Source organism: Erwinia sp. INIA01, from assembly GCF_025947915.1.
Classification (GTDB): Bacteria; Pseudomonadota; Gammaproteobacteria; order Enterobacterales; family Enterobacteriaceae; genus Erwinia; species Erwinia coffeiphila.
This window is the reverse complement of the sequence record NZ_JAPDNC010000011.1, coordinates 45637-71051: the sequence shown is the minus strand read 5'-3', so window position 1 is coordinate 71051 and position 25415 is coordinate 45637. Positions and strand designations below refer to the sequence as shown.

General features: G+C 54.3%; 24 protein-coding genes. 10 read left to right on the top strand and 14 right to left on the bottom strand.

Going from position 1 to position 25415, the window contains the following annotated elements:
- Positions 1-2: 2 nt before the first annotated feature.
- Together dadX and OMR58_RS19080 are read right to left on the bottom strand one after the other, a co-directional pair.
- Positions 3-1073, bottom strand: coding sequence for a catabolic alanine racemase DadX (dadX, locus tag OMR58_RS19085; RefSeq protein WP_200543841.1), 1071 nt, complete (start codon positions 1071-1073; stop codon positions 3-5).
- A gap of 30 nt (positions 1074-1103) precedes the next feature.
- On the bottom strand, positions 1104-2405 hold the full coding sequence (locus OMR58_RS19080; RefSeq protein ID WP_200559627.1) for a D-amino acid dehydrogenase: 1302 nt from the start codon (positions 2403-2405) through the stop codon (positions 1104-1106).
- A 524-nt stretch (positions 2406-2929) separates the two neighbouring features.
- Between OMR58_RS19080 and OMR58_RS19075 the strand changes: the two genes are divergently transcribed.
- Entirely contained in the window at positions 2930-4468 is a 1539-nt protein-coding gene (locus OMR58_RS19075; protein ID WP_105595255.1) for a SpoVR family protein, read from the top strand.
- A gap of 83 nt (positions 4469-4551) precedes the next feature.
- Here the strand turns inward: OMR58_RS19075 and fadR are convergent, their stop codons facing one another.
- Positions 4552-5271: a fatty acid metabolism transcriptional regulator FadR gene (gene fadR / locus OMR58_RS19070; RefSeq protein ID WP_105595266.1), complete on the bottom strand. Its 720-nt coding sequence runs from the start codon at positions 5269-5271 to the stop codon at positions 4552-4554.
- A gap of 312 nt (positions 5272-5583) precedes the next feature.
- On the opposite strand from fadR, the gene dsbB reads away from it, so the two are divergent.
- A complete protein-coding gene (gene dsbB, locus OMR58_RS19065; RefSeq protein WP_105595256.1) occupies positions 5584-6114 on the top strand; it encodes a disulfide bond formation protein DsbB in 531 nt (176 codons plus the stop codon).
- A 55-nt stretch (positions 6115-6169) separates the two neighbouring features.
- On the opposite strand, the gene OMR58_RS19060 is transcribed toward dsbB, so the two are convergent.
- The 4 genes from OMR58_RS19060 to OMR58_RS19045 all read right to left on the bottom strand — a co-directional run bounded on the left by OMR58_RS19060 (position 6170) and on the right by OMR58_RS19045 (position 8796).
- Positions 6170-6619, bottom strand: a complete 450-nt coding sequence (locus tag OMR58_RS19060) for a YcgN family cysteine cluster protein (protein WP_105595257.1) — start codon at positions 6617-6619, stop codon at positions 6170-6172.
- A gap of 63 nt (positions 6620-6682) precedes the next feature.
- Positions 6683-7342 carry a fumarylacetoacetate hydrolase family protein gene (locus tag OMR58_RS19055; protein ID WP_200559628.1) on the bottom strand — a complete coding sequence of 220 codons (660 nt, stop codon included), beginning with the start codon at positions 7340-7342 and terminating at the stop codon, positions 6683-6685.
- Positions 7343-7399: 57 nt separating this feature from the next.
- Positions 7400-8437, bottom strand: a complete 1038-nt coding sequence (locus OMR58_RS19050) for a lytic murein transglycosylase (RefSeq protein WP_200559629.1) — start codon at positions 8435-8437, stop codon at positions 7400-7402.
- An 83-nt stretch (positions 8438-8520) separates the two neighbouring features.
- A complete protein-coding gene (locus OMR58_RS19045) occupies positions 8521-8796 on the bottom strand; it encodes a YcgL domain-containing protein (RefSeq protein ID WP_200559630.1) in 276 nt (91 codons plus the stop codon).
- A gap of 157 nt (positions 8797-8953) precedes the next feature.
- Here OMR58_RS19045 and minC point away from each other — a divergent pair, with 157 nt between their 5' ends.
- From minC to minE, 3 genes are read left to right on the top strand one after another with little or no spacing between them, the layout of a single operon-like run.
- Positions 8954-9673, top strand: coding sequence for a septum site-determining protein MinC (minC, locus tag OMR58_RS19040; RefSeq protein ID WP_200559631.1), 720 nt, complete (start codon positions 8954-8956; stop codon positions 9671-9673).
- Between the two features lie 41 nt (positions 9674-9714).
- Positions 9715-10527 (top strand): septum site-determining protein MinD, encoded by an 813-nt coding sequence (gene minD, locus OMR58_RS19035; protein ID WP_105595262.1) that lies wholly within the window; start codon positions 9715-9717, stop codon positions 10525-10527.
- A 3-nt stretch (positions 10528-10530) separates the two neighbouring features.
- Positions 10531-10800: a cell division topological specificity factor MinE gene (gene minE, locus OMR58_RS19030; protein WP_105595263.1), complete on the top strand. Its 270-nt coding sequence runs from the start codon at positions 10531-10533 to the stop codon at positions 10798-10800.
- 55 nt (positions 10801-10855) lie between these two features.
- Here the strand turns inward: minE and rnd are convergent, their stop codons facing one another.
- From rnd to OMR58_RS19005, 5 genes are all read right to left on the bottom strand, one after another.
- Positions 10856-11965, bottom strand: a complete 1110-nt coding sequence (gene rnd, locus OMR58_RS19025; RefSeq protein WP_264546698.1) for a ribonuclease D — start codon at positions 11963-11965, stop codon at positions 10856-10858.
- A 170-nt stretch (positions 11966-12135) separates the two neighbouring features.
- Positions 12136-13824: a long-chain-fatty-acid--CoA ligase FadD gene (fadD, locus tag OMR58_RS19020; RefSeq protein ID WP_264546742.1), complete on the bottom strand. Its 1689-nt coding sequence runs from the start codon at positions 13822-13824 to the stop codon at positions 12136-12138.
- Positions 13825-14040: 216 nt separating this feature from the next.
- Entirely contained in the window at positions 14041-14637 is a 597-nt protein-coding gene (locus tag OMR58_RS19015) for a Slp family lipoprotein (RefSeq protein ID WP_105594141.1), read from the bottom strand.
- Between the two features lie 57 nt (positions 14638-14694).
- Positions 14695-15396, bottom strand: a complete 702-nt coding sequence (gene tsaB, locus OMR58_RS19010; RefSeq protein WP_264546697.1) for a tRNA (adenosine(37)-N6)-threonylcarbamoyltransferase complex dimerization subunit type 1 TsaB — start codon at positions 15394-15396, stop codon at positions 14695-14697.
- Between the two features lie 69 nt (positions 15397-15465).
- Positions 15466-17364 carry an ATP-dependent DNA helicase gene (locus OMR58_RS19005; RefSeq protein ID WP_264546696.1) on the bottom strand — a complete coding sequence of 633 codons (1899 nt, stop codon included), beginning with the start codon at positions 17362-17364 and terminating at the stop codon, positions 15466-15468.
- 172 nt (positions 17365-17536) lie between these two features.
- On the opposite strand from OMR58_RS19005, the gene OMR58_RS19000 reads away from it, so the two are divergent.
- Positions 17537-17881, top strand: coding sequence for a RidA family protein (locus tag OMR58_RS19000; RefSeq protein ID WP_105594147.1), 345 nt, complete (start codon positions 17537-17539; stop codon positions 17879-17881).
- 35 nt (positions 17882-17916) lie between these two features.
- On the opposite strand, the gene OMR58_RS18995 is transcribed toward OMR58_RS19000, so the two are convergent.
- Complete coding sequence (locus OMR58_RS18995; protein ID WP_105594148.1) at positions 17917-18153, bottom strand: YoaH family protein; 237 nt, start codon at positions 18151-18153, stop codon at positions 17917-17919.
- Positions 18154-18269: 116 nt separating this feature from the next.
- On the opposite strand from OMR58_RS18995, the gene pabB reads away from it, so the two are divergent.
- From pabB to OMR58_RS18975, 4 genes are all read left to right on the top strand, one after another.
- Complete coding sequence (pabB, locus tag OMR58_RS18990; RefSeq protein ID WP_264546695.1) at positions 18270-19640, top strand: aminodeoxychorismate synthase component 1; 1371 nt, start codon at positions 18270-18272, stop codon at positions 19638-19640.
- Positions 19627-20214, top strand: a complete 588-nt coding sequence (locus OMR58_RS18985) for a CoA pyrophosphatase (RefSeq protein WP_264546694.1) — start codon at positions 19627-19629, stop codon at positions 20212-20214. The genes pabB and OMR58_RS18985 overlap by 14 nt, the downstream gene beginning before the upstream one ends.
- Before the next feature lie 170 nt (positions 20215-20384).
- On the top strand, positions 20385-21749 hold the full coding sequence (sdaA, locus tag OMR58_RS18980) for an L-serine ammonia-lyase (protein ID WP_200543871.1): 1365 nt from the start codon (positions 20385-20387) through the stop codon (positions 21747-21749).
- Between the two features lie 312 nt (positions 21750-22061).
- A complete protein-coding gene (locus OMR58_RS18975; protein ID WP_200559635.1) occupies positions 22062-23624 on the top strand; it encodes an EAL domain-containing protein in 1563 nt (520 codons plus the stop codon).
- Between the two features lie 31 nt (positions 23625-23655).
- On the opposite strand, the gene OMR58_RS18970 is transcribed toward OMR58_RS18975, so the two are convergent.
- Positions 23656-25221 (bottom strand): TerC family protein, encoded by a 1566-nt coding sequence (locus tag OMR58_RS18970; protein WP_264546693.1) that lies wholly within the window; start codon positions 25219-25221, stop codon positions 23656-23658.
- Positions 25222-25415 lie beyond the last annotated feature (194 nt).

Genomic DNA, 25415 nt, shown 5'->3' with positions numbered 1-25415 from the left:
TATCACACCACAACAACCGGCACTCTCGGTGCGAGCGCACACATCAGCTCATACCCGACGGTGCCGGATGCCGCTGCAACATCATCTATCTTGACGTGATTACCCCACAGCTCCACCGCGCTACCGATACCGGCCTGCGGGCAAGGCGTTAAATCAACGGTAATCATATCCATGGAAACGCGGCCAACGATGCGGGTCATGACGCCGTCAACCATCACCGGCGTACCGGTTGGTGATATGCGCGGATAGCCGTCAGCATAGCCGCAGGCAACCACACCAATGCGCTGTTCCTCACTGGCACGATACAGGCCGCCGTAACCTACCCGTGCCCCTGGCCCCAACTGCTGCACACCAATAATTTCACTGGTTAAAGTCATCACCGGCTTCAATCCGTTACCGGCGATGTCCTGCCACTGCCCGCTGGGTGACGCACCATAGAGAATAATACCAGGGCGAACCCAGTCGTGGTGAGTTTGTGGATGCCACAGTGTCGCGGCTGAGTTAGCGAGGCTGCGCGGGCAATCCAGCCCTTCAGCCGCCTGCTCAATGCGTTGCAGAGGCTCGGCAATGCCTTCCGCCGTTTCCGCTTCAGCGAAGTGCGCCATCAGCGTAATTTCACCCACGTTAGGCAGTGAACGCAGTTTCTGCCATGCGTTATGTACCTGCTCCGGCTGGAAGCCAAGCCGGTTCATACCGCTGTTCATCTTGAGGTAAATATCCAGCGGTGCGGAGAGTTTGGCCTTTGCCAGCGCCTGAATCTGCCAGTTACTGTGCACGCTGGTGGTCAGGCGATAGCGATCGAGTATGTCCAGATCCTCCGGGTGGAAAAATCCTTCCAGCAGCAGGATAGGTTTCTTCCATCCGCGTTCGCGCAGCAGGATCGCCTCTTCAAGATCCAACAGCCCAAAACCGTCGGTTTCCTGCAGGCTCTGCCAGACGCGCTCAATGCCGTGCCCGTAGGCATTGGCTTTAACCACTGACCACAGGCGCGAGCCGCCTGCGGCCTTGCGGGCAACGGCCAGGTTTTGCCGCAACGCGGCGGTATCTATCGTTGCGACAATCGGACGCGACATACTCTCTCCTTGAACTTTCAATACGGTAAGTTAACGGATACTGGCACCGTGTAATGAGCGGGCCGGCGTTGGCGTATAGCCCGGTAAATAGCGCATTACCGACAGATCTTCCGCCATAATTGCCGGCGTTTTACCCGTAATAATATCCGCCAGAAGCTGACCGGAGCCGCAGGCCATCGTCCAGCCCAGAGTACCATGACCGGTATTAAGATACAGGTTTTTCAATGGAGTACGACCCACGATCGGTGTGCCATCCGGGGTCATCGGGCGCAGCCCGCTCCAGAATGTTGCCTCGGCAACATTACCCCCGTGCGGGAACAGATCGCGCACCACCATTTCCAGGGTACCGCGGCGTGCCGGTAATAATTTCGTATTATAGCCAACTATTTCCGCCATTCCGCCGACGCGGATACGATTATCAAACCGTGTGATCGCCACCTTATAAGTCTCATCCAGCACGGTGGAAACCGGCGCTGCGCTCTCGTCGGTAATCGGTACGGTCAGCGAGTAGCCTTTCAGCGGATAGACCGGGATTTTGACGATGTCATGCAGCAACGCGGTGGAGAACGATCCGAAAGCCACCACGTAGGCATCTGCGGTAATGATTTCCTCGCCGCACTTCACACCGCGGATCTGGTTTCCTTCCTGCAGCAGTGCATCCACCTGCATGTTGAAACGGAAGTTTACCCCCGCTTCCGCCGCCATTTTGGCCAGACGTTGAGTAAAGAGCTGGCAGTCACCGGTTTCGTCATTCGGCAGGCGCAGACCGCCGGTGAGTTTATGCTGCGTGGTAGCCAGCGCAGGTTCGACCCGAGCCAAATCGGCGGCTTCCAGCAGTTCATAGGGCACGCCCGCGTCTTTCAGCACGGCAATATCTTTCGCCGCGCTCTCATACTGCTGCGCGGTACGGAACAGCTGTAACGTGCCGCCCTGGCGGCCTTCATACGCGATACCGGTGTCCTGACGCAGCGCTTTCAGGCAGTCACGGCTGTATTCGGACAGGCGGACCATACGGCTTTTATTCTGCTGGTAATGGCTCATGTCGCAGTTGCGCAGCATTTTCCACATCCACTCGAGCTGGAAGCGGCTGCCGTCAAGGCGAATCGCCAACGGCGCGTGGCGCTGAAACATCCATTTAACCGCTTTCAGCGGCACGCCCGGCGCTGCCCACGGTGCGGCATAGCCCGGAGATATCTGCCCGGCGTTGCCGGCACTGGTTTCCAGCGCCGCATCCGGCTGGCGATCGATAACCGTAACCTCGTGGCCCGCCTGCGCCAGGTACCACGCACTGGCCACGCCGACCACCCCACTACCGAGAATGACAACACGCATACCGAACCCCATCTGGCTTTCAAAAGAACATTACACTACGTGAGAGCTTTTATTACCGAGTAAACCACCAGGAAAAGCGCTCACTCTCCGCTGACAAATTTCACATATTTTTCACCCAGCCAGCGAATAAAAACAAGATATCACTACGAATACAGTCAAAAATTCTTCATTTTTCATAATGACAGCATCTTAAAAACAATTTTTGGAATAAAACGCCTGTTAACAGCACAAACCTTTCACATCATATCTTTTGGTTATAAACAGGATTTAATTCTGAAAAATAGTTACTTTTGGGCATTTCCCATCACGGAAAAATCTTTTTTTAAATCGCGCTCTATTTTCTGTCGAAGATTTCATTTGTTTTCACGAGAGGGATAAGAGACAGTGAACTATCATTGAGATATTGGCTTTTATTCCAGGCTTATCAACGCGGCACGAATGCGGGGGTGAGTTGACATGAAAACGGACATTTTGTCGCTACGTGCTGTATCGCCAGAAACCGGTTTTATAAAAAGGGGTGCGCTATGACAACGATCTTTGACGTTCCAATTACGGACAGCAAACGACTCAATGATGGACCAGACTGGACGTTCGACCTGCTTGATGTATATCTGAAAGAGATCGATCGCGTTGCCAAATCCTACCGACTGGATACCTACCCTCATCAGATAGAGGTCATTACCTCAGAGCAGATGATGGATGCTTACTCCAGCGTGGGGATGCCAATCAACTATGCGCACTGGTCGTTCGGCAAAAAATTTATCGAAACCGAACAGCGCTACAAGCACGGTCAGCAGGGGCTGGCCTATGAAATTGTTATCAACTCTAACCCCTGCATCGCCTACCTGATGGAAGAGAACACCATGACCATGCAGGCGCTGGTGATGGCGCATGCCTGCTATGGTCACAACTCCTTCTTTAAAAATAACTATCTGTTCCGCAGCTGGACCGATGCCAGCTCCATTGTTGACTATCTGATTTTCGCCCGGAATTACATCAGCGAATGTGAAGAACGCTACGGGCTTGAACAGGTTGAGCGGCTGCTGGATTCCTGCCATGCTCTGATGAACTACGGCGTTGATCGCTACAAACGACCGCAAAAGATTTCGCTACAGGAAGAGAAAGCACGACAGAAGAGCCGCGAGGAGTATCTGCAAAGCCAGGTCAATATGCTGTGGCGTACCCTGCCACGCCGTGAGCGCGAGGAAACACAGTATTCAGCCGCACGCTATCCGTCTGAGCCGCAGGAAAATCTGCTGTACTTTATGGAGAAAAACGCCCCACTGCTGGAACCCTGGCAGCGTGAGTGCCTGCGCATCGTCAGAAAAGTCAGCCAGTACTTTTACCCGCAAAAGCAAACTCAGGTAATGAACGAAGGCTGGGCAACGTTCTGGCACTACACCATCCTGAATCATCTGTATGACGAAGGAAAAGTCTCTGAGCGCTTTATGCTGGAGTTTCTGCACAGCCATACTAACGTGGTGTATCAACCGCCGTATAACAGCCAGTGGTACAACGGTATTAACCCTTATGCACTGGGCTTTGCTATGTTCCAGGATATTCAGCGCATCTGCCAGCATCCGACCGAGGAGGACCGCTACTGGTTCCCGGATATTGCCGGTAAGGACTGGCTGGAAACCCTGCATTTTGCCATGCGCGAGTTTAAGGACGAGAGTTTTATCAGCCAGTTCCTGTCACCGAAGGTGATGAGAGATTTCCGCCTGTTCACCGTACTGGATGACGATCGCAATAACTATCTGGAGATTGCCGCAATTCATGATGAGGCAGGCTATCGGGCCATTCGGCAGCAGCTTTCCGCACAGTACAATCTGAGCAATCTGGAACCTAACATTCAGGTTTACGATGTGGATCTGCGCGGTGACCGTTCGCTGACGCTGCGCTACGTGCCGCAGAATCGCGCTCCTCTGGATAAAAGCCGCCGCGAGGTTCTTAAGCACGTTCATCGGCTTTGGGGCTTTGACGTTACGCTTGAACAGCAGAATGAAGATGGTAGCACTGAAATTCTTGACCGCTGCCCACCGCGCCCGAGTACTCCGCTCTGACGACTTTTTTCTGACGTATGTCTAACTAAAAACGCCCCCGAAGAATAGATTTCATTCGGGGGCGTTTTATATTGAGCTGACCGTCAGCGGCGCGGCGGCGGCAGATCCGTCGGCATACTGACCTGCATAGCATGCCAGATTTCACCGCTGCGGCGGCCGTAGTCACGAACGATGTCGGCGATCTGTTCGTGCTCGTGAGAATGACAGATATGCAGCAGGTGCTGATAAAAATCCTGCGCTACGCGGCGGGCTTCGGGGTTAGAGAAATAGTGGCGGCCAACCCGGGTATATAGCCCTCTTAGCCCATTAAGTATTAAACCGTAGATCGGGTTACCGGAAGCAAAGGCAAGACCACGGAAGATACTGTAATCCAGCTCGGTGTAGGCTTCTGCGTGGTCGTCAATATCGCGAGCGGTTTCCAGCACTTCTTTCGCCTTTTCAGGATAACTGCGAATCGCCCGTCGAATAAAGATGGAGGAGATATCGGTACGCACGGAGAGCAGATTATCAATCAGCTGAGGCACGCTGTCATGATCAAGCCGGGCGAGCGTTTCAAGAATACTCAGTCCGGAGGTTTCCCAGAAGTTATTCACTCGCGTCGGTTTACCGTGCTGAATAGTCAGCCAGCCATCGCGGGCCAGACGCTGCAACACTTCACGAAGCGTGGTGCGCGTAACGCCAATTAACTCAGAGAGTTCACGTTCAGCAGGCAGTATCGAGCCAGGGGGAAAACGGTTATTCCAGATACTTTCTATTATATATTCTTCCGCGAAACCGGCAGGGCTCTGTGCCTTGATGACCATAAGCTTTTTGTTTCCATTGCGTTCATAACTGCAAAAATTCATCTCATCATACCAGAGGCCCCAGGCTACACATAGCTCATGGCAAGAGGAAAATGTCGATCGCCAGCAAAAAAATAAGCTTTATCCTGGTCTTTATACGGCGTTTATTCCCTTTTGTCCGTTCGGATTGAACACGTGTCTTCGCCAGCGTCTTTTTTCGTACCAATTTTAATTTAAGTCATTTTGCTGCCTAAATTTTTCTTGCCCCGAGGCTGGAATACGGCGGCATTTGGTTTACACTGCCGAATCAACGCTTACTACACGGATAGACTTATGTTGAGATACCTGAATCGCTGTTCATATGGCCGGGGTGCCTGGCTGTTAATGGCGTTTACTGCTTTTGCCCTCGAATTGACGGCGCTCTATTTTCAGCATGTGATGTTGCTTAAACCCTGCGTAATGTGCATTTACGAACGTTGCGCGCTGTTCGGTATTATGGGCGCCGGTCTCGTTGGCGCTATCGCACCAAAAACGCCGCTGCGCTGGGTGGCGATTCTGATCTGGCTGTACAGTGCGTGGGAAGGTGTTCGTCTGGCCTGGGAACACACCATGCTGCAGTTGCATCCGTCACCCTTCGTGACCTGCGACTTTGCGGCACGTTTCCCGTCCTGGCTACCGCTGGATAAATGGCTGCCTTCGGTATTCGTTGCCAGCGGCGACTGTGCAGAACGCTCATGGACGCTGCTGAATATGAGTATGCCGCAGTGGCTGGTAGGAATCTTTGCTGCCTATCTATTAGTGGCCGTACTGGTGCTAATTGCCCAGGCGTTTAAACCGAAAAAACGCGATTTGTTCTCGCGCTAAATGATAAGGCCAGCAAATATGCTGGCCTTATTCTCTTTACGCGACTGACTGATACTCAGTTGCCGTATCCACGTGGGCGATTGATGATGTGCTCTTCCCAGTCCACTACTTCACTTTCATGTACCGCAATATGGCGCACTGAGATCCTTGCAGCGTGCATTGCCGCACGCGATCCCTTCCGTAAAGGATGCCAGACCGGCAGCGTTTTGCCTTCTGCCAGCACGCGATAGGCGCAGCTTGGCGGCAGCCACGAAAAGGTCGGCAGATTATCACGCGTCAGCTTGATGCAGTCCTCTTCCAGCTCAAAACGGTGCTCATAGTTTCGGCACTGGCAGGTTTTGATGTTCAGCTGATTACAGGCGACATTGGTAAAGTAAATTTCATCCGTGTCGGCATCCTGCAGCTTGTTCAGGCAGCACTGACCACAGCCATCGCACAGGGATTCCCATTCCTCATCGCTCATCTGCTCCAGCGTTTTTTGCTGCCAGAAAGGGTTATCAGTCATGTCGGTGTCCGGTAAAAGTAAAAACCCGCACCTTATAAAGGGTTTGGGCTGAGTATGCAAGTTTTACAGTACTCGGGTAGCAATACCGTGGCCGCCGAGCGACAGCTCCAGCTTATCGCCAGAGACCATCGGCCCAACGCCTTCTGGCGTACCGGTCAGGATCACATCGCCAGCGCGCAGGGTGAAAAACTTGCTCATATAGGCAATCAGCGGCAGGATTTGGTGGATCATATCGGCGGTACTGCCGTGCTGGCGAACTTCGCCGTTGACGATCAGTTTAAGCTCAACGTTTTGCGGATCGGCAGTAAATTCATTGCGCGGGATGAAACCGGAGATTGGGCAAGAGTTATCAAACCCTTTCGCTTTCTCCCACGGCTGACCGGCCTTCTTACAGCCCGCCTGGACATCACGCAGGGTTAAATCCAGCGCTACGCCGTAGCCTGCAATGGCCTGAGCCACATGCTCTTCGCTGGCATGTTTTAACGTGGCACCAATCAGCACCGCCAGTTCCACTTCATGATGTACGGCACCGAGACCCTGCGGGATGGATAGCGGCTGACGGATATCGCACAGTGCGGTTTCCGGTTTGATAAACAGTACAGGTTCGGTCGGGGTCGCGCTGCCCATCTCTTTTATATGTTTGGCGTAGTTACTGCCAACGCAAACCACTTTATTGACCGGAAAATCTAACAATGCGCCTTGCCAGTTGTGATGCTGATACATGTTTTTCCCCTGCTTTGTTGAACGGCAGCCTCGACTATAAGCCGCGACCACCCCGTTTTACTGTGCGATAGCATCGGCCATCATGCCAATACTAATGGCAAAATAATAAGATCGATTCCAGTGCATTAGCGTACGGAAATTGTCATAAACCATAAATGAACGACCGTCACCATCTTCAGGCGTGATGATCCACGCACGTCCAGGTGCATTTCCCTGCGATGCCGCTTTGACGGTTACGCCAAGCTGTTGCCACTGTAGCGGCGTTTTCGCCTGCGCGTTTTTCAACCCGCTTAATTCGGTATCAAATCCCTGCGGCAGGGTGACTTCCGTTCCCCATCCCTGCCCGGCTTTCCAGCCTTCTTTCTGCAGATAGTTGGCGATGGAGGCAAACACGTCGTCAACGTTATTCCAGATATCTATTTTGCCGTCGCCGTCGCCGTCCTTACCGTAGTTCAGGAATGAACTGGGCATAAACTGGCTTTGCCCCATCGCACCCGCCCACGAACCCTTCAGCTCATCTGCTGTCATGCCCTGCTGCTGAATGATTTTCAGCGCGGCCATCAGCTCTTTTGTGAAGAACGCTTCACGACGTCCCTCAAAGGCTAAGGTAGCGAGTGCGGAAATCACGTCCTCTTTGCCCTGAATGGTGCCGAACTGGCTCTCCATTGCCCACAGCGCAACAATATACGAAGGCGAAACACCCGACGCTGCCGCAACGCTATCCAGCTGTGCGCGATACGCGGTGAGCCTGTCACGCCCCTTCTCAATTTTGCCCAGTGTCAGTACGCGGCTGAGATAATCGTTAAGCGTTACTTTATGTTCAAGCTGGCTGCGATCGGATTGTATCGCGCGGTCAACAAAATGAACGCCGGTGAAGGCGGTATCGATCGTCGCCTGATTGAACCCCTGCAGGCGAGCGGTGGCTTTAAGCTGTTCAACATAGCCGGGGAACTGTGCGGGATCGCGCCCCTGCTGTGACAGCGTAGCACTGCCCGAAGAAGATAATGCGCCAGGTGGGATTGCAGCATAACTTAAACTCATGCTGCTCGAAATAGACAACAAAGTTAACAGCGTGGTAAGGAGTGGCAATTTCATGCATGCATCCTTTAATCACTTCACCCGCGCCGGATTTAAATGCTCAACCCGGCGCGGGTGATATATTTACAGACGATTCCTAGTTAAACTTTTTTATGATTTTCCAGATGCATCTTCAGCAGACTTTCCGGTGGCGGCGGCATTTGTAAATAAAATCCTTCATCACGTAATGCAGCTTTAACTTTTTCGATATCAGCGCTTACCAGCTTCTTACTGCCGTCCAGCGGCAGCAGCATCGCCAGCTGCGGTTTGCCAAAGCCATTCATCAGAGCTTCAGGGACCCGGGAAAAATCGTCTTTTTTTTCGACATAAAGATAAGTCTGGTCGCGTTTAGTACTTCGATAGATCACACAAAACATATTTTTTACTCGAATTAACCTGGAAGGTAGCTTGCCTGGATATTACAGTAACTATAACATGCTTACAGAACTTCGGAATATTGTCCTGATTTGATTAACCAGCACAATGTGCGGCTATTTTAGACGGGATGATAAATAACAGGACTGAACGGGACAGATGCCACAATCGCCAATTGAGTTAAAGGGCAGCAGTTTTACACTTTCTGTCCTACATTTGCACCATACCGATCCTGCCACCGTCCGTAAGGCGCTGGCGGAAAAGGTCAGCCAGGCTCCGGCCTTTCTGAGAAATGCGCCCGTCGTTGTCAATGTCTCAGCGTTAACCCGCGATGTTAACTGGCGGCAGATGCAGCAGGCCATCGTGGGTTCAGGCCTGCATATCGTCGGCGTCAGTGGCTGTAAAGATGAACAGTTAAAGCGCGCGATTTCACGTTCAGGGCTGCCATTATTAACCGAAGGTAAAGAAAAAAAACCTGCGGGTGATGTGCAACCCGAAGTTCCGGTTGTCGTACCCGCAGTTCCAGCCGCAGCGGCTGAGCCCTCGGTCGAGAGAACCCGGGTGATTTCCACGCCTGTTCGTTCCGGGCAACAAATCTATGCCAAAAACTGCGATCTCATCGTCACGAATAATGTCAGCGCGGGCGCCGAACTGATTGCGGATGGCAATATCCATATTTATGGCATGATGCGCGGCCGTGCCCTCGCCGGAGCCGGTGGCGACAAAGGCAGCCAGATTTTTTGCACTAATTTATCAGCGGAGCTGGTTTCCATAGGCGGTGTGTACTGGATTATGGACCAGATACCGAACGAGTTTTTCGGAAAAGCTTCTCGTCTTTGTCTCAAAGACGGTGAGCTGACCATTCAGACATTGAACTGAGCCATGCTCGCAAGCCCTTTCTTTTCTAAGGAAATTACTATATGGCACGCATAATTGTTGTTACATCGGGTAAAGGAGGCGTTGGTAAAACCACGTCCAGCGCGGCCATCGCTACCGGTTTAGCGCAAAAAGGAAAAAAGACGGTTGTTATCGACTTTGATATCGGCCTGCGTAACCTCGATTTGATAATGGGCTGTGAGCGCCGCGTTGTTTATGACTTCGTCAACGTGATCCAGGGTGATGCCACGCTGAATCAGGCGTTAATCAAAGATAAGCGCACCGACAATTTGTTTATTTTGCCCGCATCGCAAACCCGTGATAAAGACGCACTGACCCGCGAAGGCGTGGAAAAAGTGCTGAACGATCTCGCCGCTATGGAGTTCGACTTTGTCATTTGTGATTCACCGGCTGGGATTGAAACCGGCGCGCTGATGGCGCTCTATTTCGCTGATGAAGCGGTGATCACCACCAACCCGGAAGTATCTTCCGTGCGTGACTCCGACCGTATCCTCGGTATTCTGTCGTCGAAGTCTCGGCGGGCGGAAAATTCGCAGGATGCCATCAAAGAGCATTTACTGCTGACCCGCTACAACCCGGGCCGCGTGAGCCGTGGCGATATGCTGAGCATGGAAGACGTGCTGGAAATTCTGCGCATTCCTCTGGTCGGGGTCATCCCTGAGGATCAGTCCGTACTGCGCGCCTCAAACCAGGGCGAGCCTGTCATCCTCGATACCGAATCCGATGCAGGCAAAGCCTATGCTGATACCGTTGACCGCCTTCTTGGAGAAGAACGCCCCTTCCGCTTCATTGAAGAAGAGAAGAAGGGATTCCTGAAACGCCTGTTTGGGGGATAAACCATGGCCTTACTCGACTTCTTTTTATCCCGAAAAAAGAGCACTGCTAACATAGCCAAGGAACGGCTGCAGATTATCGTTGCAGAACGCAGAAGGGGGGACAGTGAACCCCAGTATCTGCCTCAGTTAAAAAAGGATCTTCTGGAAGTCATCTGCAAATACGTAAAAATCGATCCGGAGATGCTCAGCGTCAAGCTGGATCAAAAAGAAGGTGATATTTCCATTCTGGAGCTGAACGTTACGCTGCCTGAGTCGGAAGAAGCCGATAAATGATCCTCTCCGGCTCATAATCTTCCCCTGCGCAAAGGCAGGGGAAAATTGTTTGCCGTCAGTCCGCGTTAAGGATTTCGTTAATCCCCGCCTCCAGCAGCGTGCCCCGCCAGCCATCGATCAGCTCCGGTTTACGATCCCGCGGTTTGAGTTGCCAGGACCAGCTCAGCAATTGATTAATCTGACGGCGTGATGCCAGCAGCTCCTGGCTGACGCCATGCTGTTCCGCCGCACTGGCCACCAGCGCTTTAATCGCTTTGAACACCGACTTATAGCGCGGATGGTCAATCAGGTTGGCAACCGGCTCCGGCAGTTCGCTCTCGTCCAGCGCTTCGGCTTTCGCCACCATCGCCAGCAGCGCCCGTCCGTGGAAGCGGATCTCCTGCCCCGGCACGCCGAGATGTTCCAGCTCGCCCAGCGAGCCCGGCAGGTAGCGCGCAATTTTCCATAAATTCTCTTCACGCACCACAAAATTCACCGCCATATCCTTTTCGCGCGCCGTCTGCAGACGCCATGCGGCCATCAGACGTAACGCGGCCAGCTGGCGCGGCCGCAGCTGCCAGGCGTTGGTAATTTCACGATAAGCATCCTGCGGGTCGAGCTGTGTGGTACGGCGCTGGCACAGCAGGCGGCATTCATCCAGCGCAGCGGCCATCTGCCCGGCGGTTTCCGTTTCGGCCATCAACTTGTGTGCGATGGGAAGCAGATAGAAAACGTCAGCGGCAGCGTACTGGCACTGTTTCTCCGTCAGCGGGCGCGCCATCCAGTCGGTACGAGATTCGCTTTTGTCCAGGGCGATACCGGTAAAGGATTCAACGATAGTGGCAAAGCCGCAGGAAAGGGGACGACCGGAAAAGGCTGCAAGGATCTGAGTATCAATCATCGGGTCAGGAAGTTCGCCAAACTCATGCAGGAACACTTCCAGGTCTTCGCTCCCTGCATGCAGGAACTTGACGATTTCACGATCCTGCAACAGGTCACGGAACGGTTTCCAGTCTCCGATGGTCAGCGGATCGATTAGCGAAATCGTCTCACCGTCAAAAAGCTGAATCAGGCCCAGCCGGGGATAATAGGTGCGCGTGCGAACAAATTCGGTATCCAGCGCCAGTGCCGAAACCTGACGGGCACGCTGGCAAATCTCGGCCAGCGCTTCGTTGCTGGTAATCATGGTGTAATTCAAAATAACAGTCTCTTGTCGCAGGCAGCATCGCGGCCTGCCTGTGCAGGTGTTAGAAATAATAATGCCGGGTGCATCCCGGCATTTTTTCCCCGTCGCCCCGACCACAACGATGATGCAGCCGGATAGCAACGGAGTATCGATATCGCGCAGTCGTTCCCTCAGACTGCCGTTTTTTGCGCCGCCTTAATCGCTTCATCGCGCAGTTCCCGGCGCAGAATTTTTCCGACGTTGGTCTTCGGCAGCTCTTCACGGAACTCCACAATTTTCGGAACTTTATATCCCGTCAGATACTTTTTACAGTGCGCTATCAGCTCTTCTTTAGTCAGGGAAGCATCCTTCTTCACCACGCATATTTTCACCGACTCGCCGGCTACGTCGTTGGGAACGCCGATTGCGGCGGCTTCCCGCACTTTCGGATGCAGCATCAGCACATCTTCGATTTCATTGGGATAAACATTAAACCCGGAAACCAGAATCATGTCTTTTTTACGGTCAACGATGCGAAGAAAGCCTTCATGATCAACGGTAACAATATCGCCGCTGCGAAGCCATCCATTTTTTAAAACTTCATCCGTCGCGTCAGGGCGCTGCCAGTAGCCCAGCATCACCTGCGGTCCTTTAATGCACAGCTCACCCGGTTCACCCGGCGCGACCTCATTGCCCTCATCGTCAACCAGCTTCACATCGGTCGACGGCACCGGCAGGCCGATGCTGCCGTTGTGGCACTGGATATCGTACGGGTTGACCGAAACCAGCGGCGAGCACTCTGTCAGGCCGTAACCCTCCAGCAGATAGTGCCCGGTCAGTTTTTCCCAGCGCTCAGCAACGGACTTCTGTACCGCCATCCCGCCCCCTGCCGAAAGACTGAGGCTGGAGAAATCCAGTTTGTTGAAGCCTTCATCGTTCAGCAGCGCGTTGAACAGCGTGTTAACGCCGGTAATGGCGGTGAAGGGGTATTTTGCCAGCTCCTTAACCAGGCCCGGAATATCACGCGGGTTGGTGATCAGCAGGTTGGCACCGCCGAGATCGATAAACAGCAGGCAGTTAACCGTCAGCGCAAAGATATGGTACAGCGGCAGTGCCGTAACCACCGTCTCCTGCCCTTCTTTCAACAAAGAACCGTAGGTGGCACGGGTCTGTTCAAGGTTGGCCTGCATATTACGGTGGGTGAGCATCGCACCCTTCGCCACGCCGGTGGTACCACCGGTGTACTGCAGAAACGCCAGGTCATCATTAATGACGTCCGGCTTGGTGTAATCCAGACTCGCCCCGCGCTGCAGAGCCTGACGGAATGAAATCGCCCCAGGCAGATGATACTTGGGCACCATCTTTTTGATGTACTTCACCACGAAGTTAACCAGCGTGCCCTTTGCCGTTGACAGCTGATCGCCAAGCCGGGTGAGGATCACATGCTTAACCTGCGTTTTCGCGACAACTTTTTCCAGCGTGTGGGCAAAGTTGGAGACAATCACAATAGCGCTGGCACCGCTGTCATTCAGCTGATGTTCTAATTCTCGCGGGGTATAAAGCGGGTTAACGTTGACCACCGTCATTCCCGCTCGCAGTATGCCAAACAGGGCGATGGGATATTGCAGCAGATTGGGCATCATCAGCGCCACACGGTCGCCTTTCTTCAGCCCCAGTTCCTGTTGCAGATAGGCGGCAAACGCCCGGCTGCGAATATCAAGCTGTCGGTAAGACAGGCTCTGCCCCATATTGATGAACGCCGTCTGTTCGGCATAGCGCGGTACCGCGTGTTCAAACAGGTCAATGAGAGAGCGGTAACGGTCCGCATTAATTTCTGCCGGAACATCGGCCGGATAACGGTTAAGCCAGACCTTTTGCAAGGAGTCACCTCGAAAATGAGTATTAGTAGTCATCGCAGCTCAGCCTCTGATTTCTGTTAACATTATTTTAACTCAGCGTACCAGTTTGCTCAGCTCTCCGTTTTGAGGTTGCGAAGCCCATCACTAAAAATTTCTCACCGGGAGAAAAGTAAACAAAAAAAAGGCATACCCGCTGAAACACAGCGGATATGCCGTGAAAATTTCGCTACAGCACGACTACTCGGTCAGGATTGTCTGAACCTGCGCCGGTGCCGGGGAGTAATAGCCCCAGGGCGGTGGGCCCCAGTATCCGCCGTGGCGGCGACCATGACCCGGACCATACCAGATCCACGGGTCAATCGGCTGCGGTGCCGATACAACTTGCTGCACCATATGCCAACGCTGGTAACCTGTTACTTTCACTACAACAAAGTTGTAGTTAGCATCACCAATTTTGCCTTTTTCAATCCCGGCGATAGGCCCGACAACGGTGACCATTTGGTTATTGAAGTTAATCGGATCGACAAAGCCGTTGACGTCAGCGAACACGCGACCAATCGTCGCCGAACCTAAAATCGGTCGTGCTGTATCATCCAGACGCATAGCGGCAATCTCAAGACGGGTCATGCCGTTCTTGTTACTGACGCTAATCACTTTACCGCCGAAGCGCGATTCCTGCCCGACATAGAGCTGTGGCGCATTAAGCACTCGCACCAGATCCTGCTGCGGCATTGCCGACGTTCCCTTCACTGAATCAGGCACGGTCACGCAACCTGAAAGCAATAAGGACGTTAATAACAAACCACTCAACTGCCAAAAACGAGATTTACGCATAAGATTCTCCCAGGTACTGTTGATTTGACTGCACCGTGGCGAAATAGTTGCTGCGACTCACTCGCGGCCCGGTAATTTTTTCCATGTCACTTCATTACGCAAATAAGTCGGTTCTGCATGCTCCGGAGCGACAGTTTCCCCCGCTGCCAGCGCCTGCGAGGCCAGAATCAGCATGTCCTCAGCGGCAGGCAATTCCACCTCACTGACAGTTAACACCAGTTGGCTGTTTTCAGCCAGATCAGGCCATGCTTTCCAGCCGGTCCCCACACAGGACCATTCACCGCTTAACGCGGCCATACGCTCACTTGCCGCCTGAGGACTGAGCACGGCTTCGCTCTCTTCGCCATGCCAGATGCCCTGTTCATCGCGCTGGTACTCAGCCCAGTAAACTTCGCCCATGCGGGCATCAATGGCGGCCAGCACCCGCGTTGCTCCGCTCAGTCGCCAGGCGCCCTGCGCCATCGTTTTCAGCGTGGAAACGCCAATCAGCGGCAGCTCCGCACCAAGCGACAGCCCCTGCGCAATGCCGATACCGATGCGAACGCCGGTGAAACTGCCCGGCCCACGACCAAAAGCCAGGGCATCAAGATCCTTCAGCGCCACGCCCCCCTGCTGCAGGATGTCCTGCACCATAGGGAGAATGCGCTGGGTATGTTCCCGCGGGCAGAGTTCAAAATGGGCCAGTCGTTGCTGGTTATTCAACAGGGCAACCGAGCAGGCTTCCGTGGCCGTATCAATGGCTAAAATTCGCGTGGACATTGCAACCTCAGGGATAAAAATTTCGGCGCGAATAATAGCACAAAGCGCGCCGAATTGATGACTGTCGCGTTATGGCTTGAGAAACGCCGCCGCCCGGCTGATATCTCGTGTGCGCGGTGTAGGTGGTAAGCTGTTCAAAAACACCGCACCGTAGGGCCGCATCACCAGCCGATTATCACAAATTACCAGCACGCCGCGATCGTCAACGTCGCGGATCAGGCGGCCAACGCCCTGCTTTAGCGTGATAACGGCATCCGGAAGCTGTACCTGATCGAACGGGTCGCCGCCGCGCAGTTTGCAGTCTTCCATTCTCGCTTTAAGTAATGGATCGTCGGGCGAAGTGAACGGCAGCTTATCGATAATGACCAGCGACAGCGTATCGCCCCGCACATCAACCCCTTCCCAGAAGCTGCTGGTGGCGACCAGCAGCGCATTACCCGCGGCAATAAACTGCTTCAACAGCTGGCCTTTGCTGGTTTCCCCCTGAAGCAGCACCGGCAAGGTTAGCGTTGCGCGAAACTCCGCGGCCAGATCGCGCATCACCTGATGAGAGGTACAGAGGAAAAAGCAGCGACCATTGTTGGCTTCGATCAGCGGACGCAGCATGCGCGCCAGCTGGCGAGCTCCACCGGGTTGATTAGGCGAAGGCAGATTACGCGGAACGCACAGCAGAGCCTGACGGGAATAGTCAAACGGGCTGTCGAGGATCAGCGTTTCGGCCTTTTCCACGCCCAGGCGCTCAACGAAATGGGTAACCTGTTCGTTCACCGCCAGCGTGGCAGAGGTGAAGATCCAACTGGCCGGGCGCTCTTCCATCACCTCACGGAAACGATCCGAGACGGAAAGCGGCGTCAACGCCAGGATAAAGTGGCGGGAGTTGCATTCATACCAGTAGCTGAAGCCAGGCTGCGAAACATCTTTCAGCCGTTTCAGCCTTCCACGATAGAGCGCCGCGCGCTCAAATGCCGCATCCAGCAGCGCCGAACGCCCCAGCGACAGCTTCGCCACGTCATAACACAGCTCCAGCGCGTCATCGAGTAACAGCAGCGCTCGCTGCACATGGGGATCGCTAAGCAGCTCACGCAGGTTGCCACGAAAGCCCGGATCGCCTAAAGCCAGGCGAAAATCCTGCGCGCTTTGCGCCAGCCGGTCGGCTGACTTTTGCAGCTGCTGCACATCGCGGATCTCGGTACGGTAGGCAATGGTGATGTCTTTGGCCAGGTCCAGCAGCTGGCGGCTGGAGAGCTGCTGGCCGAAATACTGGCTGGCGATATCCGGCACCTGATGTGCCTCATCGAAGATCATAACGTCGGCTTCCGGGATCAGTTCGGCAAAACCGCTCTCTTTTACCACCATATCAGCCAGGAACAGGTGGTGGTTAACCACCACCACGTCAGCATCCATCGCCTTGCGGCGCGCCCTGACCACGAAGCAGTCTTTGTACTGCGGGCAGTCGCTGCCCAGACAGTTATCGTTAGTGCTGGTGACGAGCGGCCAGATGGTGCTGTCCTCCGCCACGCCGCCGCAGGTACTGATATCGCCATCAACGGTTTCGCTGGACCAGCCGCGCAGATGGACCAGATCGCTCATCGCCTGCACGGCGAGTTCCCCCCCGGCCATCGACTGCTGCTCAAGCCGTTCAAGGCACAGATAGTTAGAACGGCCTTTAAGCAACGCCAGCGTACCTTTGAATTTTAACGCCTTTGCCACCGTGGGCAGGTCGCGGCTGTAGAGCTGATCCTGCAGGGCTTTCGAACCGGTGGAAACAATCACTTTCTTCCCGGAGCGCAGTGCGGGTGCCAGATAGGCATAGGTTTTACCGGTGCCGGTACCGGCCTCAACGACCAGTTCACCGCGTATATCGATGGCTTTCGCCACCGCGGCGGCCATTACCCGCTGCGGTTCACGCGGTTTAAAACCGGGGATCGCCTGCGCCAGAGCGCCGTCCACTGCAAAATCGTCTGCCACAAATCCTCACTACCGGAGAGAAACTACTGTGATTATATCAGTATTAGGGGGGTGATACAAAAACCGGCCCCGTTGAGTTTGTGAGGATGCGTAATGCCTCACAGCAGGTGACTCCCGCAGTGGTTTATGCCAGGCTAGCGCCGGTTAATTTAATGTGCTAAAAGGAAAACTCATGACCATTGAACGTATCGATCCGGAACATCGTATGTCGGAAGCCGTCATCCATAATGACGTGGTGTACTACACCAGCGTGCCGGAAAATCTGGATGAGGATGCTGAGGCACAGACGGCGAATGCGCTGGCGGTAATCGATCGCATTCTGACGCGCGTAGGTTCGGACAAGAGCCGCATCCTGGATGCCACTATTTTCCTGGTCAATAAAGAAGATTTTGCCGCGATGAACCGCGCATGGGATGCGTGGGTGTCGCCTGGAAATGCCCCGGTTCGCTGTACCGTTCACGCCGGGCTGATGAATCCAAAATATCTGGTTGAAATCAAAGTCGTTGCGGCAAGATGAGTAGCGCCCCTGCCCTGGCGGCAGGGGGCTTTATATCAGTAATCTTCGTCTTCTTCTTCGTCGTCTTCATCATCCTGACTATCGGCATGATGCTCGTCGTCTTCATCGTCAAACATCACCGCAACGTGGCCGCCGGTGTGCGTGCTGCGGATTTCTTCCGCCACCATGGCAATGGCCTGGCCGCTGGTCAAACCTTCTGACATCAGCTGATGAATGCGTTCTACGGCCTGCTGCTGCTGTTCATGTGTCAGCGCGGGTAATCCTGTAAACATAGTGGCTCCTGAGTGCTCGTGCGGCGCGGATTATTTCACGAGTGACAAAGAGATGCCAGCGGCAGAAAAATATGCCAGGCTTGCACCCCTGTAACGGATCACCCTGCTGAAGAATTATGCTGCCTGTTCTACATTCACTGAAGTATACGCCGGATGCCGTCGAGCATCAGTTTGCCGCTCTGGCACATCTGCCCTGGGCAATGCTGCTGCACTCCGGCTTTGCCGATCACAGCGACAACCGCTTCGATATCCTGGTAGCCGATCCGTTCTGTACGCTGACAACACGCGGTGAGCAGACCGCCATCGATGAAAACGGCACGGTCAGCCATTCAGCTGAGGACCCGCTCACCCTGCTTGCTGCGAAACTGGGGCGTGCTGCGATGCAGGCCACACCGCGTGACGATTTGCCGTTCCAGGGCGGTGCACTCGGACTTTTCGGCTATGACCTTGGCCGCCGGTTCGAAACGCTTCCCGAACTCGCCGAGAGTCAGTTAACCACACCGGATATGGCCGTTGGGATCTATGACTGGGCGCTGATCGCCGATCATCATCTGCAAAGGCTGACGCTGGTTGCTTACGGTGATATCAAGCAGCGCCTCGGCTGGCTTGAGGCTCAACGCCCCGCAGCGGCAGAACCGTTCCGGCTGACCGGCGGCTGGCAGGCGAATATGTCGCGCGAAGAGTACGGTGAGAAATTCCGCCAGGTGCAGCAGTGGCTGCTTTCCGGGGACTGTTACCAGGTGAATCTGGCACAGCGCTTCCAGGCCCGCTATCAGGGCAGTGAATGGCAGGCATTTATCCGCCTTTGCCGCGCCAATCGCGCGCCGTTCAGCGCCTTTATTCGCCTGCCAGACAGCGCGATTCTCAGCCTGTCGCCCGAGCGTTTTATCCGTCTGCAGAATGGTGATATTCAGACCCGCCCGATAAAAGGCACGCTGCCGCGTCTTCCCGACGAACAGGCAGACCATGAACAGGCGATCAGGCTGGCCAACTCTCCGAAGGATCGCAGTGAAAATCTGATGATCGTTGATTTACTGCGCAATGATATTGGCCGGGTTGCGGTGCCGGGCAGTGTCAAGGTGCCCGAACTGTTTGTAGTGGAGCCGTTCCCGGCGGTACATCACCTTGTGAGTACCATTACCGCGCGGTTGAAAGCGGGGCTGTCAGCCTGCGATCTGCTGCGTGCCAGCTTCCCTGGCGGTTCGATAACCGGGGCACCAAAAGTTCGCGCAATGGAAATTATCGAAGAGCTTGAACCACAGCGTCGTAACGCCTGGTGCGGCAGTATTGGCTACCTCAGCGCCTGTGGAAATATGGATACCAGCATCACTATCCGCACGCTGATTGCCGAACAGGGAAATCTCTACTGTGCAGCAGGTGGCGGTGTGGTCGCTGACAGTGACGAAGCCGCGGAGTACCAGGAAACCTTCGATAAGGTCAACCGTATTTTGCCCTGTCTGGAGGAGCCACTGAATGAGCAGCAGTAACCCTCACCTGCAACGCTTTTTGTCGCGCTTTATTCTGCAACCGCCGCCATCAGAAAATATAGCCCTGCCGCTCCATCAGGCGGCAGTGCTGGTGCCGATCGTCGCTCATCCCAATCCGACCCTGCTGCTTACGCGACGTGCCGCCACGCTGCGTAAACACGCCGGTCAGGTTGCCTTCCCCGGCGGTATGCGTGATGCCGAGGATGAATCGCTGGTGATCACCGCACTGCGCGAAGCCGAAGAGGAGGTCGCGATCCCGCCGAAAGCCGTTGAGGTGATCGGGGTACTGCCGCCGGTCACCAGCAGCACCGGATTTCAAGTCACGCCGGTGGTGGGCATTATCCAGCCCGGCCTGCGCTGGCGGCCTAACGAGGGGGAAGTTGAATCGGTGTTCGAAATGCCGCTGGAAGAAGCGCTGCGTTTGAGTCGCTATACCCCACTGGACGTGCATCGTCACGGGCTTCATCACCGCGTCTGGCTCTCCTGGTTTGATGACTATTTTATCTGGGGGATGACCGCCGGAATTATTCGCCGCCTGAGTCTTCAGGTGGAAAAAACCACACAAATCGACTAAAATACAGCCTCATATCGGTCTGAAATTCATCTTTGCCTTATTTTTAACTGCTTTTTTGCAGGATGACGATCCAAATCACTGCAAGGCGGCGGCTTTTCATTTATATTTCACCCAATTCATCTTATTTGTGAGCATCGTCCAGTGAGTAATCTTGTTAAGGAGCGTATAGCGTGATTAGCGTTTTCGACATGTTTAAGATCGGCATCGGCCCGTCGAGTTCCCATACGGTTGGTCCAATGAAAGCCGGCAAACAGTTTGTCGACGATCTGCTGGCCAGCCGCCAGCTATCCTCCGTTACTCGCATTGCGGTGGACGTCTACGGATCGCTGTCGCTGACCGGAAAAGGCCACCACACCGATATCGCCATTATCATGGGGCTGTCGGGTGCTTCACCGGAAAGCGTCGATATCGACAGTATTCCGGCGTTTATTCGTGATGTGGAAGATCGTCAGCGTCTGTTGCTGGCTAACGGTGCCCACGAAGTTGATTTCCCGCGCGAAGGCGGCATGGTGTTCCGCAGCGACAACCTGTCGCTGCACGAAAATGGTATGAGTATCCATGCTTATGCTGGCGATCTGAAAATCTATAGCAAAACCTACTACTCGGTGGGTGGCGGCTTTATCGTCGATGAAGAGAGCTTCGGCAAAACCGCGCTGAATGAAGTATCAGTACCCTACCCGTTTAACTCAGCGAAAGAGATGTTAAACCACTGCCAGCAGACCGGCCTTTCTCTCTCCGGAATGGTGCTGAAAAACGAACTGGCAATCCACTCCCGCGCGGACATCGAACGCTATTTCTCCGATGTCTGGCAAACCATGCGCGACTGTATCGATCGTGGTCTGAATACCGAGGGCGTGCTGCCGGGTCCGCTGCGCGTTCCGCGCCGTGCCTCCGCGCTGCGCCGTCTGCTTGTTTCTTCAGACAAGCTTTCCAGCGATCCGATGAACGTCATCGACTGGGTGAATATGTTTGCCCTTGCGGTTAACGAAGAGAACGCTGCCGGTGGACGTGTGGTAACCGCACCCACCAACGGTGCCTGCGGCATCGTCCCTGCGGTGCTGGCCTATTACGATCATTTCATTGAGTCGGTCAGCCCGGATATCTTCACCCGCTACTTTATGGCCGCCGGGGCGATCGGCATTCTGTATAAGATGAATGCCTCGATTTCCGGTGCCGAAGTCGGTTGCCAGGGGGAAGTTGGCGTGGCCTGTTCCATGGCGGCAGCCGGTCTTGCCGAACTGCTGGGTGCAAGCCCGGAGCAGGTGTGCGTGGCGGCGGAAATTGGTATGGAACACAATCTGGGTCTGACCTGCGATCCGGTTGCCGGCCAGGTTCAGGTGCCGTGCATCGAGCGTAACGCCATCGCCTCGGTCAAAGCCATTAACTCTGCCCGCATGGCGATGCGCCGTACCAGCGAAGCGCGCGTGTCGCTGGATAAAGTGATCGAAACCATGTACGAAACCGGCAAAGACATGAATGCCAAGTATCGTGAGACCTCACGTGGCGGCCTGGCAATCAAAGTTCAGTGCGACTAATCAAATCTGACGTAAGTGTTTGAGAACCTGTCCTGATTCGCTTTTTCGTCAAGTGCCAAAATTAGTACCAAAATTAACTAAGCGCCATCTACCGGATGGCGCTTTTTCTTTCCTATACTTCAAAATAGTTTAGCTGGCGGCTATCCCCAGATTCAGGAAACGGCTAGAGTGTCTCGGCGCGTTCTGTGAGAGTAAGTTCCTGTTTTTGAGACATTCCGCTTTTCTCTTCAGTGCTAATAAACTAAATGTCTGTTTTGCCCATTAACGGTATTCAAACTCTGTATACGCGACTGGCTTATAGGATGGTTACTAATGCAAATGTCCCAGGAAGTATTAGGACAGTTCCGCCGCAAGCGATTGCTTATCGCGGCGGTCGTTGCAGCACTGGTGCTCATTCTGACCTTAACCTTCAGGTTTGTGGAAGAAAAGAACCGCATAGAACAGCAATCTCACAGCTTTGCTAATAACGCCATTCAGCGCTTTGACCGCATGTTTTCTCCTCTGGATGTTGCCGCCGATAACGCTCTTGCCTGGGTCGGTACCGACTGTGGACTTATCCGTTTTAAACTGATTGAGAAACTGGCTGTCCTGCAAACCGTCAGATCCATCCTGCTGGTCGATAACGATCGCATCTACTGCTCAAGTATCTTCGGCCCGTCAGATCTCGCCTTCAGCAGCAATTACCCCGAGCTTTTGGTCAAAAATCAGCGAATGCAGCTGGCGGTAGATGAACATTTGCTTAAGGGTTCACCGATCCTGCTGCTGTGGACGCCGAGTAATGAAGGCAACCGCGCAGGTGTTTTACAGGTCATTAATATTGAACTGATGACCAGCTATCTGCTGGAACCCACATTACCCTGGGTTGAGCGGGCGATACTGAACGTCGGCAGTCAGAGCCTTGAATACGGTAACCCGCTGATTGAACCGGCAATGCCTGCTGAAGATCAGGTGACCATCGTCGAATCCTCCCTGCGCTATCCTTATTCAATTACTCTTTTCGGACCCTCGCCTTCGCGGTTGGCGCTGATAACCGTGCCGTCACAGCTACCGCTGGCGCTGCTACTGAGCCTGCTGATGGGCTATATCGTCTGGCTGGCCACCGCAAATCGCATGAGTCTGTCCTGGCAGATTAGCTATGGCATTACCGCGCGGGAATTTATGGTTTACTGCCAGCCGCTGATCAATGCCCATAACGGCCAGTGCGACGGCATTGAAATGCTGCTGCGCTGGCACAATCCGCGCCAGGGATGGATACCGCCGGACGTTTTCATTCCGCTGGCCGAACGCCAGAACCTGATCGCTCCACTGACCCGATTTGTAATCAGTGAAACGGTCAGACATTTGCCCGACCTGCCGATGCGTTCCTCATTCCATATTGCGATAAACGTCGCCGCCAGCCACTTCCGCGAGCGGGCGATTATTGATGATTTACAACGCCTGTGGTGGCCGGCGAATCCCCAGCCACAGCTGGTGGTGGAACTGACCGAGCGAGATTCACTGCCGGTTGTCGACCAGCGGGTAGTTTCTCATCTGCATAAGGTCGGGGTTAAGCTGGCGATTGATGATTTCGGTACCGGGCACAGCTCACTGTCCTATCTGAAAACACTGAGCCCTGACGTGCTGAAAATCGACAAGGTCTTTACTGCGGCCATCGGCACCGATGCAATAAACGCCACGGTGACCGATATGGTGATATCACTGGCCCAGCAGCTGAATATTGGACTGGTAGCCGAAGGTGTTGAAACGGCGGAACAGGCAGAGTATCTGCGCGAACGCGGAGTGGATGCATTGCAGGGTTATTACTATGCACGGCCGATGCCATTAGGGGATTTCCCGGCCTGGCTGGCTAATCACAAAGCTTTCTGCCCGGCATAAATAAGGCCGGGTTTCCCCGGCCTGCTCAACGTTAACCTTCTTCTTCGTCGTGCTCGTTGCGTTCACGCGTCACGCGCACCAGATCAACGCGATAATCTGTCGCTTCGATAATCTGGAAACGCAGCGGCGGCATCTCGAATACCTCACCCGCTTTTGGCAGCTGACCCTTCTGGGCAATCAGCAGACCCGCCAGCGAGGCGTGGTCATCTTCCGGACGAACCAGTTCCTGAGTATCGAACAGCTGCTGAAGCGAGTGCAGATCGGTACCGCCCTTGACCAGCCAGCCGTCACCATCGGCGATAATATCCGGGGTTTCATCTTCATCCGGGAATTCACCGGCAATCGCTTCCAGCACGTCCAGCGGCGTCACCAGCCCCTGTACCACACCAAACTCGCTGGTGACCACGACAAAGCTGCCTTTGGCACGGCGCAACACGCTCAGCAGGTTGAGCGGGTCCAGCGTTTCCGGAATGATAATCGGCGGCGTTGCGGAGGCAAACTTGGCCACATCCACACCGTGGTCCAGCGCCACCAGCAGCTCTTTCGCCCTGACTACGCCAACAATTTCATCCAGTTCGCCGCGACATACCGGGAACAGGCTGTGTGGCGTATCCAACAGCTGCATCCGGATTTCGTCCAGCGGGCGTTCGATATCAACCCATGAAATGTCACCGCGCGGTGTCATAATGCTGCGAATGGAACGGGAGGCCAGAGTCAGAACGCCGTTGATCATATAGCGCTCTTCATCTTTAAATGCTTCCTGCGGCATGATCGCTGCCACTTCACTGCTTTCGCTACCGCTGTTCTCAGTACTATTACGACGGCCACCCATCAGGCGCTGTATCGCCTCAGCGGTACGCTCACGCATCGGCCTTCTGGCCTGATGACGCATAAAGTTACGGCGGGCAATCTGGTTAAACAGCTCAATAAGGATTGAGAAGCCAATCGCCGCGTACAGATAGCCTTTCGGAATATGGAAGCCGAAGCCTTCCGCCACCAGGCTGAGACCAATCATCAGCAGGAAGCTCAGACACAGCACCACCACCGTCGGGTGCGCGTTAACGAAGTTAGTCAACGGCTTGGAGGCCAGCAGCATCACGCCCATAGCGATAATGACCGCCGTCATCATCACCGCCAGGTTATTCACCATGCCCACGGCGGTAATCACCGCATCGAGGGAGAAGACGGCATCCAAAATAACGATCTGTACCACAACCGCCCAAAAACTGGCGTATCCCCGGTTTGCCCCATCATTATGTTCGCGGTTTTCCAGCCGTTCATGCAGCTCCATCGTGGCCTTGAACAACAGGAACAGCCCCCCGAACAGCAGAATCAAATCCCGTCCGGAGAAGCTAAACTCGCCGACGCTGAACAGCGGACGCGTCAGTGTGACCATCCACGAGATAAGCGACAGCAGGCCCAGACGCATAATCAGCGCCAGCGAAAGCCCGATCAGACGCGCTTTATCACGCTGCTTCGGCGGCAGCTTGTCGGCCAGAATGGCAATAAACACCAGGTTATCGATGCCCAGGACGATTTCAAGAACAACCAGCGTGAGCAGACCAGCCCAAATTGAGGGGTCTAAAAGAAATTCCATGACAGACTCCGGAAAAAGGAACGGGAAAACGCACCAGACGTTCGGCTGAGCGTGCGGCAGAAATAACGACGAGTGGAAGCAGAGATGACGTCAGAAGACGTTGAAAGCGATACCGGATAGCCCGGCGGCATAATTAAGCAACTTCGGTGGCAGTCCATAGGGAGGGCTGAGGCCCGTTACTCCTGTATTAGAAA